Source organism: Gilliamella sp. B3464 (assembly GCF_026536145.1).
Taxonomy (GTDB): domain Bacteria; phylum Pseudomonadota; class Gammaproteobacteria; order Enterobacterales; family Orbaceae; genus Gilliamella.
The window spans coordinates 170,794-182,647 of sequence record NZ_JAFNOQ010000002.1 but is presented as its reverse complement, the minus strand read 5'-3'; the positions used below and the strand labels follow the sequence as shown (position 1 = coordinate 182,647).

Genomic DNA, 11,854 nt, shown 5'->3' with positions numbered 1-11,854 from the left:
AAGTGACGATGAACTTTTCAAAAATGCATGGACTTGGAAATGATTTTATGGTCATTGATGCGGTAACGCAAAATGTTCATCTTTCAACAGAAATGATAAAACGCCTTGCTGATAGATACACAGGTGTTGGTTTCGATCAGCTTTTACTTGTAGAGCCTCCTTATGCGCCAGATACTGATTTTCATTACCGAATTTTTAATGCAGATGGAAGTGAAGTTCAGCAGTGTGGAAATGGCGCTCGCTGTTTTGCTAGATTTGTTCGTTTAAAAGGTTTAACCAAAAAACGTGTTTTAAAAGTGAGCACGGTAAAAGGGAATATTGTACTAACAGTTAATGATGATGAAACAGTCAGAGTTAATATGGGGCAACCTATTTTTGAACCAAGTAAAGTACCGTTTAAAGCAATAAAAGAAGAAAAAACTTATATTATTCGAGCACAAGAGAACACCGTATTATGTGGCGTGGCTTCAATGGGAAATCCCCATTGTGTGCTACAAGTCGATAATATTCTCACCGCTGAAGTGGCCACACTTGGACCGCTATTAGAACAACATGAACGTTTTCCTGAACGAGCAAATGTCGGATTTATGCATATCATTAATCGCAACAACATTGATTTACGGGTGTTTGAGCGTGGTGTTGGCGAAACACAAGCTTGTGGAACTGGTGCTTGCGCTGCTGTTGCAGTCGGCATTAATCAAGGATTATTGAATAATAAAGTCAATGTAAACTTGCCTGGTGGTAAGCTTTTAATTGAATGGCAGGGAATGAATCAACCACTTTATATGACAGGGCCAGCAACCCATGTCTATGATGGATTTATTGCGATATAACTATAAGATTATTCGTTTTGTAATCATAAATTCGTCATTAAATAAGTTAATAGTTTAAATGGATGCAGTGATTCTCTTTGAGTTTTATTTACACAAATATTATAAATAAGTGATAACAGAGATTAAGCATGGTTGCTAAAATAACACGCGCTCATAAAGCAAAATATACAAGGCGAGTTGCCGACAAGCCTACTTTGAATGATGAAATAGTCAGTCAATATTTGATGGATAATCCCGATTTTTTTATTCGTAATGCTAATCATCTCCAAAGCATGCAGATCCCTCATCCCATTCGTGGTGGTGTTTCATTACCTGAATGGCAAATGGCAAGGCAACGTAATAAAATTGGTCAGTTAGAGTCCGAAATTACCTTATTGATGGAATATGCCAGTAATAATGAATTGCTTTTCAATCAATTTATGGATTTGCAGGGACAATTAATTAAAGCAAACGATCTTAATGATTTAGATAATATATTAAAAAGTTGGGCCAAATCTTTAGGTCTTAGCGGCGCTTATTTATATCTTTTTGATGATAAATGGTTACTCAATGCACCTTCTATTCATCATCACTATGCATTAAATTGCCTACGTTTTGATTTTATAAGAGTTAGGCATTTACAATATAGTCATCAGTATTTGGGCACTTTAAATACTACTGAGCTAGATTTTCTATTGCCAGAACATGGTTATGTCGGTTCAGTTGCTTTATCGTTATTAGGTCAATTTGGCGATTTAGGATTGCTCATGTTTACCAGTGCCGATCCTCATCATTATCAAGCTGAGCAAGGAACATTGTTATTAGAAAGAATTAGTCTAATATTACCAATATTAATTGAAAAATGGGTCATGCGAAAAAAATAAGGCAGATTATGAATCTTTCATCTCAAAAAAATGTCGATTTATTAACTCAGCCAGTCGAACAGTTTTTAAATTATATCAAATCAGAAAAGCAACTTAGTTTAAATACTCAAATTAATTATAAACGTCAACTCTATGCACTGATTTCATTAGCGCAAGAAATCGAACTGAATAAATGGCAAGATTTAGATTCATCGGCAGTAAGATTATTAATTAGCCGGAGTAAACGCACTGGTTTACAGGCTAGAAGCTTATCTTTAAGATTATCTGCCTTACGAAGTTTTTGTGATTGGATGGTAAAAAATGAACTTATTGTCGCCAATCCTGCACGCGGTGTGTTAAATCCTAAAGTAGGGCAACATTTGCCTAAAAATATTGATATTGATGAGATTAATCAACTCTTGGATATAGAATACAACGATCCGTTGTCAGTACGAGACCGAGCCATGCTTGAGCTTATGTATGGTTCGGGTTTACGACTTTCTGAACTCGTTAATCTTAATTGCCGGCAGTTAAATTTAAATGATGCTGAAATAAAAGTGATGGGAAAGGGCAGCAAAGAGCGTAAATTGCCATTAGGTCGAGAGTCGATAAAATGGATCAAGCATTGGTTATCGATGCGTGATTTTTTAGAGCCGCAAGATGATGCTCTGTTCATTTCTAAATTAGGTAAACGCATATCCCCACGCAACGTAGAAAAACGATTTGCACAATGGGGAGTTAAACAAGGTTTAAGCGTTCATGTGCACCCGCATAAATTACGTCACTCATTCGCCACTCATATGTTAGAATCAAGTGGTGATTTAAGAGCTGTACAAGAATTGCTTGGTCACGCTGATTTGTCAACAACACAAGTTTATACGCATTTGGATTTTTCACATTTGGCAGAAGTTTATGATTCTGCACACCCCAGAGCGAAAAGAGGAAGTAAATAATGCATTTTTACCGTTCAATTAATTCTATTAAAGCCATTACTTTCGATCTTGACGATACACTGTATGACAATAGTACAATTGTTGAAAAATCTGAACAAGAAATGATAAAAACGCTGCATATTTGTCCTCAATTACAGAATGTGACTTTAACTGATTTTCATGTCGAAAAAAATGGTGTGTTATCAGCCAATCCAGAAATTTATCACGATGTGATTATTTGGCGAATTGAGACAATTAAATCGCTTTGTATTAAAGCCAAAATTTCAACCGCTAAGATTGCACAGATAGTTGATGATGCAATGACAACGTTTAATTTTTGGCGCCATACAATGAATGTTCCTCAATCTACGCACACTTTATTAGCTTTGTTAGCAACAAAATTTCCTTTAGCTGTCATTACTAATGGAAACGTTGACATTAACAAAATCGGTTTAGGTGACTATTTTCAATTTTTCCTTCGTGGTGGTGCTAATGGTCGTTCTAAGCCTTTTCCTGAAATTTTCAATTTAGCCGCCGATAGGCTAGCGCTACCGGCTGGTAATATTTTACATGTTGGTGATAATTTAATAACTGATGTTAATGGCGCGGTTAATAATGGATTTTTAGGGTGCTGGCTAAATATTTTTGATCAAGATATTTTGCAGCTTACCGATGCAAGATGTTTACCTCATATTGAGATAACACAATTGCCTGAATTAGAGAATCTGATATAATTCTTGCAAAGTCTGTATAAATAGACAGTAAAGCTGACAGTAATTATAAATTACTGTGATTTAAAACCTATCTTTTATCCTATTTGCTTATCGTCTACATACGACATCTAAAAAATAATGAAAGAATGAATAATGTATATAAAATTGATACCGGTTACCGGTTTGTATTATCAAAATGGGTTAATTTATAATGGAAATTAGACAATCATTATTAGACGACCTAAATACCGAACAAAAAAATGCAGTGACTACTGATAACCAATATACCGTTGTGTTAGCAGGTGCGGGAAGTGGGAAAACTCGCGTTTTGGTTCATCGTATTGCTTGGCTCTGCATGGAAAAACAATACCCTTCTAATTCAATTTTTGCCGTTACCTTTACCAATAAAGCTGCCGCAGAAATGCAAGAGCGTATCGAAGCATTAGTTGGAGAAGGGTACTTTAGTGGTATGTGGATTGGTACCTTTCATGGATTAACACACCGATTATTACGTATGTTTGCCCAGCAAGCTAAGTTGCCATCGAATTTTCAATTGATTGACTCTGAAGATCAAATTCGGCTTATCAAACGCATTTTTCGAGAATTGAAAATTGATGAAAAACAGTGGTCGGCAAAAGAGTGCGCTGCGTTTATATCAAACCAAAAAGAAAAAGGTTTTCGTGCTAATGATATCACGCCTGAAGATCCTAAACAAATCATGTGGCAAACCATCTATCGCGATTATCAAGCTATTTGTGATAGAGTAGGATATGTTGATTTTTCAGAATTAATTTTAAGAGTTTACGAATTACTTTGCCAAAATGATGATGTGTTAAATTATTGTCATCACCGTTTTTCCAATATTTTGATTGATGAATTTCAAGACACTAATTTGATTCAATACCGATTAGTGCGAAAACTGGCTGGTCATACTGCCAATGTTATGATTGTTGGTGATGACGATCAATCTATCTATAGCTGGCGAGGCGCGAATGCTGACAATTTACAATTATTTATTCATGATTATCCAGATTCTGACATTATCCGTTTAGAGCAAAATTACCGTTCAACAAGTAATATATTAGATGCAGCCAATATATTAATCGCTAAAAACCAAAATAGACTCGGTAAAAATTTATGGACAGATAGTGGTGATGGCGAAAAAATCTCACTTTATGTTGGTTTTAATGACATTGATGAAGCCCGATTTGTAGTTGGTCAAATAAAAAAACACCATGAAAATGGTGAAAACTACGCGAGTTGTGCCATATTATATCGAAACAACGTGCAATCACGAATTTTTGAAGATACGTTATTGCAATCAGGCGTGCCTTACCAAATTTATGGTTCTATTCGCTTTTATGAGCGGCAAGAAGTCAAATTGGCTTTAGCTTATTTACGATTATTACATGATCATAATAATGACATGGCTTTTGAAACTACGATAAATACCCCTACAAGAGGTATTGGCAATGTCACGCTTGATAAAGTCAGGCTAACAGCTAAGCAACATAGTCTTTCATTATGGGATGCTTGCTTAATGTTAATCCAAAGTAATTCGCTAACTGAACGTCAGCGTTCAGGACTCAGTCGCTTTTTACAATTGATGGATTCAATCTATGATGAAGTCGGTTTGTTACCTTTTTATAAACAGCTTGATGTCATGATTCGTTTATCTGGTTTACAGCAAATGTATGAGCAAGAGCCAGGAATAAAAGGTCAATCAAGATTAGAAAACCTTGAAGAACTGGTTTCGGCAGCAGAACAGTTTTTTAAAATCAATGAAAATACTGTAATTGAAGATAGCCAAACCGGTAAAACATTAACAGTATTAGAGTCATTTTTAGCTTTTACCTCACTTGAAAGCCGTGATGTGATTAAAGAGCAAGATTCTGTTCAACTAATGACACTCCACGCTGCTAAAGGACTGGAGTTTGATAATGTGTTTATCGTTGGCTTAGAAGAAGGCATATTCCCAGCACAACGCTCTATTAAAGATAATGATAAAATGGAAGAAGAGCGCCGTTTGGCATACGTTGGTATTACTCGAGCTCGAAAACATTTAACGTTAACGTTATGTGAATTAAGACGACTTTATGGGCGTGAAGAACGTAACTTACCATCACGTTTTTTGAGTGAATTACCGGTTGAAAACCTTAATGAGGTCAGTTATCGAGGTATGATAACTTCATCAGAATTTAAATCTGATGATTTAAGTCATGATGCACAATTTTATCAAGAACGTAAAAAGTCTTACCTTGAAAAGCAACGTGAAAGTGATGGTTATGTATTAGGTCGCAAGGTTAAACATCAACGATTTGGTGAAGGTACAATCATTAATTTAGATGGTGAAGGCGATCATAGACGAGTGCAGATTGCTTTTATTAATGAAGGAATAAAATGGTTAGTGGTTAAACTGGCAAATCTTACATTACTATAAAAAGTTTAAAAATTCTGATTCAACAAGGACAAAGTGCAATATTTAGCCTTGTTGAATTACACTTTACAACCTTGCTTGTTCTTGTACTGATTCGGTAAAAATTTTATCAAAAGATTGATCTGTACGATTACAAATCCATTGCTTATTGACATAATCAAAATGGTATCCTTGTTTAGCTGTAGCTAACCAAATTTGGAAAAGCGGCTCTTGAGTATTGACAATAATTTTACTGTGATTAGGAAAACTGATCGTAATAACATTGCCATTAGTTTCGTAGTCAATATCTATGTCTTGTTCGTCAGCAAATTTATCTAAAAAAAGCTCGATCTGATTATAAAGTTGATCGGTAATAGTATGAAATTCGGTTATATTCATAGAAAAATAATCTAAATGGACAATGAAAAGATTTTAACATAAACCCTATTAACCTGCCACAATCAAGTGGCAGTCAAATAGTTATCTGTATTTATTCAGTAATAGGTAAAGAGCAGGCAACAATGAGTAATCGGCGTAGTTCATCGTCATTATTTGTCATTGCGACCCAGCGGTTTGGAGTATCATTAGTACCGATTAAATCACCTTCGCCGAAGTAATTTGCAAATAACTGTATATTTCCTTTAGCCATCTCCATTTTGTCACAATTTGCAAATTGTTCAATGACTAATGAGCGATATGAAATTTTATTACCATCACTATTATCTTGTTCGATTGCTGGCGTATAGTTGACAATTTGCGAAAATACTCGAATTCGTTTGTTGTAAGGGTGGAGGGCAATAGATGTTCTATCAATGAATGAATAACCAGTGGATTTGTCGTCTTTAGATTTACTTATCGAAATAAATTGCTGACCAACGTGTTCATTATGTAAAATTTCATTTACGTCTGATGTTGTTTTTTCGTCAACAGTATCATTGATTGGTGCTATTTTAGTATCGACACTATTACCAAACGCAGAAAAAGAAGACAGAATCAATAATAAATATAATTTTTTCATTTAAATCTTATCCCCGCCTTTTGATTTATTTTCTGTTGATGTTTTACTCATGTCTTTCTTTTGTTGAGATTTTAGATTTTCTTCATTCTCTTTTTGTTTTTTTAGCTTATAAGCTTTAATTTTTTCTTGACGTTTAGCTTCAATTTTAGCATCTAAGGGTTTCATGTCTGGGCGAGTTAAATAAAGAATATCTTTTTCTATATCGCCTTGAATTGAACAAGCTATTCGGCTCTGATTATCGGCAATATTTTCTAAATAGAGTGATTTTTCAACCGTCCAAAGTCGTGGAATAACCATATCAATTGAGTATGGGTTATCCTGCCAAAGAAGGGCTTTATTTTTTTGATCATAAATTTTAGGATTAGCGATATAGACTTGATTATTGTAAGGTAACCAGTTGAGGTTTTTTAAATTATTTTTAACTTCATCTAAATTATTATTAAAGATAAATCCCCAATAATAAAATTTGCCAGATAATGTAGTGGGAATATAGATGTTTTGATAACCAACTATTGTTAATCCTTTATATTTAATTGGTTTTTTCAACATTGTTGTATTGCTATTATCATATTCCATTGATTGAACGGGAATATAGGCAATATTTTCAAACGAATCTAAGTCGGCATATTGGCTAAAATATTTCTTATTTTTAGCTAACTGTTCAAAAAATTGACTATCGCATTGAAGAAATGAATCAATTATCTCATCTGTGTTATTCTCTTTTGCTGCATTTTGTGCAATAACCATGCAAGAAAGTAATGAAGAGCAAATAAAAACCGAAAGTTTCTTTATAAGCATGGAGAGGATCCTTTTATAATAATTCTTCTGCCAATGTGTGTAAAGTATTGTAAAGTAATGTAAATAATGTTGTCAATCATCTGTATGTAAATCTTCAATGAAGATAAGTAAACTACCATTTTTAAATGATATTTTTACTAAATCACTGATTGCCTTATTTCGTAAACTCGTTAATTCGCCTAACTTCAACGTTGCATTAGTCAGCGGATATTGAACACCATCAATAGATAATTTGATTACTTTTGGAAAAGGCATCAATGAGATAATTCGATTTTTTATACCGGTGAGAACTTGCTGGTGTTTAGCAAAAAAGAAATGGCAATAATTATCATAAAAAGTGATATCAAATTGTTGATGATATTGTTTTGCAACTGATAAGTTACCTAAAAAATGATCACTAGCATGACCGCAGGCACCATACACAATAAAGCGTTTTATTCCTTTATCGGCTAAAAATAACATCGCTTTTTCAAAGTCAGTTTTATTTTGATCAGGCGTGTGAATCACTTGAGTCGTGTTTGGTGTGTTGCGATCACGGTGAAAACTATCTAAATCACCAATAATATAATTGGGAATGATTGATGTTGATGATAAATAATTATGATATGCTCCGTCAGTTGCCGCTATACAGCAATAATTATCGCTAGTGTTAGGGTAGTGCTTTGGCGGCTCCCCATTAACAAATAGTAATGCGGTATGGTTTTGCATTCTTATATTCCTCTGTTTTATAAGGCTAATGTCAAAGCCATAATGATTGCATCTTCTTGTTTACCATCTGTAGTTGGATAATAATTTTTTCTAATCGTAATTTGATTAAAACCAAGTGAATGATACAACAAAATAGCGGCCTTATTTGATTGTCGAACTTCTAACCAAAGCGTGGTGATAGGGTTAGATGGGTTGATTGTCGTTAACTTGTCAATAAGGCAGTTGAGCAACGCTTTTGCTAATCCTTGTTTTCTAAACTTAGGATGTATCGCGATATTAAATAAGTTTGCTTCATCGGCCACTAATTGGCATATGCAAAATCCAATTATTTTGTTATTAATCGTGAGCTTCAAATTTAAATAATGATCGCCTTGGTTAGAGAAGAACGTCTGTTTAGACCATGCAATAGGATGGCAAAGTTGTTCTAATGCATAAGCTTCTGATAAATCATGCTTGTTTAGGATGGAAATAGTTTTCATATTGACATAATTGTTGCCAAAGCTGGCGTTTTTGTTGTGGTGCATTGGCTAAGGCATCTAAATTCGTTGTTTGAATCACTAACTGATTTTGCCACGATTCATCTGGTTGAATATCAATAAACCATACCACTTTATTTATTTCATTAGCAGGAATAATGAGTTGCGATGGCGTAAGCACCAATACATGTTCAGTGCTAAGACTAATGGCATTTAAAATATCCTGATATATTTTTTGTGTTGGCTTTTGTTCTGCAACAACAATTAAGCGGATTTCATCACTAATATGTGTTGCAAGTTCACCTTTGAACGCCGCTGCATCACGCAAAACATATTGTGTGATATTACATTGCTTTAAATACCAATCTTGTTCAGTCATGATTAAGAAAGTGTTTTTTTGTTAGAGATTAAGGGACGTTAATTGTATAATCAACGGCTAAATTTATAAAGGTTTTTTCATTGAGGTAATATGGCAACATCTGCTTTTACACCAGCAAGTCAAGTAATAGAGCGACACGAGAGTATCTTTAACAATAAAAATGTTATCTTTGCTGGCGATATTCAAGACAGTTATCCGGCAAGTTTTTCGGCGCATAACATCAAAATTCATTGTTCTCAGTTTCATACCTATTTACGACTAAAAAATTACACCCATAAGGTCGAAACGCTTTTTGCTTTGCTACCTGATTCTACCTTTTACACAAACATGGATACGGTCATCTACTATTGGCCAAAAACAAAAAGTGAAGCGCAGTTTCAGTTGTCTTACTTATTACATAACATGGCTAAAGGGAGTGATATTTTTATTGTTGGTGAAAACCGCTCAGGGATTAAAAGTGTTGAAGCTTTGTTAAATGAGTTTGGTTCCATCCAAAAAATAGATAGTGCCAGACGTTGCAGTTTATATCATTTTCAAGCCGATCATCGTTTGGCCTTTGAGTTTGAAAAATGGTGGTTGAGCTATCATTTAACAATCGATAATCACGACATTGAAGTGAAAAGTTTACCAGGCGTATTTAGCCAAAAAGGGTTAGATGCGGGTAGTGAATTGCTATTAAATGCATTGATGGAACATGCAGACATTGTTAAAGGACATGTTTTAGATGTCGGATGTGGCTCGGGTATTTTGGCAACAGTGCTTGCTAAATTATATCCTGATATTACGTTAACACTGTCTGACGTTAATAGTGCGGCATTAGAATCAAGCAAAGCAACGTTAGCGAGTAATCATTTATCAGCCAGTGTTGTTGCCAGTGATGTTTTTTCTAATTTGAATGATAAATACCATTTGATTATATCAAATCCGCCTTTTCATGATGGCAAGCAGACCGATTATACTGCGGTTAATGCTTTAATTAGCCAAGCCAAAAAACATTTAAAATTGAATGGTTATTTGTGCATAGTAGCAAACTCATTTTTACCCTATCAAACGATTTTAAATGACACGTTTAAGAGTGTAGAAGTGATAGCACAAACGACAAAATTTAAAGTCTATTTAGCCAGTCATTAATAAGTAATGATAATCGAATATTCATGCGTGAGTAAAGTGAACTAGATCACGCGTGAGAATTGTTGCTGTCTTGCCATACGGCGCATATAACTATCAAAACACATACATATATTACGAATTAATAAATGTCCTTTGGGTTGTACAACAATGGTATCATCACTAATCATGACCAGACCATCTTGTTGTAATGGTTTGAGTAAAGATAAGTCTTGCGCAAAATAATCATCGAACTGAATAGTAAATTTTTGCTCTATTTGTTTTTTGTCTAAATAAAAATGACAAATAAGCTGTTTAATCACATCACGCCGAATAATATCATCATTATTTAAATTAAAGCCTTTCCATAAACCATTGCCAGTTTGTTCAACTTGGTTTTGATAAATTTTTAGATCTTTTTGATTTTGCGCATAACTATCACCCAGCATGCTAATTGCCGATACACCAAGTCCCAGTAAATCAGCATCACCTTGCGTGGTATAACCTTGAAAATTGCGGTGCAATTTATTTTGCTGCTGCGCGATTGCCAGTTCATCAGTGGGTTTAGCAAAGTGATCCATACCGATAAATTGATAACCAGCTTGGGTTAATTTTTCGATACAGGTTTGTAAAATCTGCAATTTTTGATTAGCGTTAGGTAAATCCTGATCTTTGATCTTTCGCTGAGCGGCAAAACGACTAGGAAGATGAGCATAATTAAAGACACTCAATCGATCTGGTGAAATATCGATAACCTTATTTAAGGTTTCGGTAAAACTTTCTACTGTTTGTTTAGGTAATCCATAGATTAGATCCAAGCTAATTGAATGGAAATGATTTTTACGTGCTTGCTTAATTAATGAGCGGATTAGATTTTCATCTTGTTCACGATTAATTAAATTTTGAATTTCGTGATTAAAATCTTGAATTCCCATACTCAGTCGATTAAATCCGAGGCTAGCAAGATGATCAATAGTTTGAGGAGTAATTTCCCGTGGGTCAATTTCAATTGACAGTTCAGCATTTTGCGCGAAATTGAAATGCTTTCTTAGCGAAACAATCAGGCGGGTAATTTCATCGTTGGTCAAAAAGGTTGGGGTACCGCCGCCCCAATGCATTTGCGAGACAATACGGTTTTTGAATAGTTGTGATCGCTTTTCAATTTCAATATCGAGTATATCTAAATATTTAGTAACTTTTTGAGTCTGGCGGGTAACTAGTTTGTTACAACCACAAAAATAACAAAGCTTATGGCAAAAAGGGATATGAACATAAAGCGATAATGGTCTATCGGGATAACGATTGGCCGCCGCTAAAAAATCTTGGTCATTAAAATTTTCATTAAATTCGAGCGCTGTTGGGTATGATGTATATCTCGGACCAGAATAATTATATTTTTCAATTAATCTTTGATCCCATAATTGCGTTTGAATTTTATTATTATTTTTATTTAATTCGGCATCTAACATTGCTATTTCCATGATTTTTTTTAATTGGTTTTTGTTTAGTTTTGATTTTGGTTCTATTTTTTATACGATTGGTTTTTTTTAAAAATAGTAGCGTACAAATCAATAATCCAAAATATAAACTAAGCATTATTAGTAATGGCATTATGTTCTCATTATTTATCTA

At 34.3% G+C, this 11,854-nt stretch carries 13 protein-coding genes; 6 read left to right on the top strand and 7 right to left on the bottom strand.

Annotation, left to right across the window (positions count from 1 at the left end):
- Nucleotides 1–8 precede the first annotated feature (8 nt).
- The 5 genes from dapF (at nt 9) to uvrD (ending at nt 5,760) form a co-directional block, all read left to right on the top strand.
- On the top strand, nt 9–833 hold the full coding sequence (gene dapF, locus J3U57_RS03190; protein ID WP_267333115.1) for a diaminopimelate epimerase: 825 nt from the start codon (nt 9–11) through the stop codon (nt 831–833).
- Nucleotides 834–961: 128 nt separating this feature from the next.
- Entirely contained in the window at nt 962–1,696 is a 735-nt protein-coding gene (locus J3U57_RS03185) for a DUF484 family protein (protein WP_267343821.1), read from the top strand.
- Nucleotides 1,697–1,704: 8 nt separating this feature from the next.
- Nucleotides 1,705–2,628 (top strand): tyrosine recombinase XerC, encoded by a 924-nt coding sequence (gene xerC, locus J3U57_RS03180; protein ID WP_267343822.1) that lies wholly within the window; start codon nt 1,705–1,707, stop codon nt 2,626–2,628.
- A complete protein-coding gene (yigB, locus tag J3U57_RS03175; protein WP_267343823.1) occupies nt 2,628–3,341 on the top strand; it encodes a 5-amino-6-(5-phospho-D-ribitylamino)uracil phosphatase YigB in 714 nt (237 codons plus the stop codon). The genes xerC and yigB overlap by 1 nt, the downstream gene beginning before the upstream one ends.
- Nucleotides 3,342–3,531: 190 nt before the next feature.
- The gene (gene uvrD, locus J3U57_RS03170) at nt 3,532–5,760 is read left to right on the top strand and encodes a DNA helicase II (RefSeq protein WP_267333112.1); all 2,229 of its coding nucleotides are present in this window, start codon (nt 3,532–3,534) and stop codon (nt 5,758–5,760) included.
- A 63-nt stretch (nt 5,761–5,823) separates the two neighbouring features.
- Here the strand turns inward: uvrD and cyaY are convergent, their stop codons facing one another.
- From cyaY to J3U57_RS03140, 6 genes are all read right to left on the bottom strand, one after another.
- On the bottom strand, nt 5,824–6,135 hold the full coding sequence (cyaY, locus tag J3U57_RS03165; RefSeq protein ID WP_267333111.1) for an iron donor protein CyaY: 312 nt from the start codon (nt 6,133–6,135) through the stop codon (nt 5,824–5,826).
- A 91-nt stretch (nt 6,136–6,226) separates the two neighbouring features.
- Nucleotides 6,227–6,754 (bottom strand): surface-adhesin E family protein, encoded by a 528-nt coding sequence (locus J3U57_RS03160; RefSeq protein ID WP_267343824.1) that lies wholly within the window; start codon nt 6,752–6,754, stop codon nt 6,227–6,229.
- The gene (locus J3U57_RS03155) at nt 6,755–7,552 is read right to left on the bottom strand and encodes a hypothetical protein (RefSeq protein WP_267343825.1); all 798 of its coding nucleotides are present in this window, start codon (nt 7,550–7,552) and stop codon (nt 6,755–6,757) included.
- A gap of 72 nt (nt 7,553–7,624) precedes the next feature.
- Entirely contained in the window at nt 7,625–8,260 is a 636-nt protein-coding gene (locus J3U57_RS03150) for a thiamine diphosphokinase (RefSeq protein ID WP_267343826.1), read from the bottom strand.
- A gap of 17 nt (nt 8,261–8,277) precedes the next feature.
- Nucleotides 8,278–8,739 carry a ribosomal protein S18-alanine N-acetyltransferase gene (gene rimI, locus J3U57_RS03145; RefSeq protein WP_267333107.1) on the bottom strand — a complete coding sequence of 154 codons (462 nt, stop codon included), beginning with the start codon at nt 8,737–8,739 and terminating at the stop codon, nt 8,278–8,280.
- Nucleotides 8,708–9,115 (bottom strand): DNA polymerase III subunit psi, encoded by a 408-nt coding sequence (locus tag J3U57_RS03140; protein WP_267333106.1) that lies wholly within the window; start codon nt 9,113–9,115, stop codon nt 8,708–8,710. Before J3U57_RS03140 ends, rimI begins: the two co-directional genes overlap by 32 nt.
- 90 nt (nt 9,116–9,205) lie before the next feature.
- Between J3U57_RS03140 and rsmC the strand changes: the two genes are divergently transcribed.
- Nucleotides 9,206–10,246 carry a 16S rRNA (guanine(1207)-N(2))-methyltransferase RsmC gene (rsmC, locus tag J3U57_RS03135; RefSeq protein WP_267333105.1) on the top strand — a complete coding sequence of 347 codons (1,041 nt, stop codon included), beginning with the start codon at nt 9,206–9,208 and terminating at the stop codon, nt 10,244–10,246.
- Between the two features lie 41 nt (nt 10,247–10,287).
- Here the strand turns inward: rsmC and hemN are convergent, their stop codons facing one another.
- Nucleotides 10,288–11,691, bottom strand: coding sequence for an oxygen-independent coproporphyrinogen III oxidase (hemN, locus tag J3U57_RS03130; protein WP_267333104.1), 1,404 nt, complete (start codon nt 11,689–11,691; stop codon nt 10,288–10,290).
- Between the last annotated feature and the right edge of the window lie 163 nt (nt 11,692–11,854).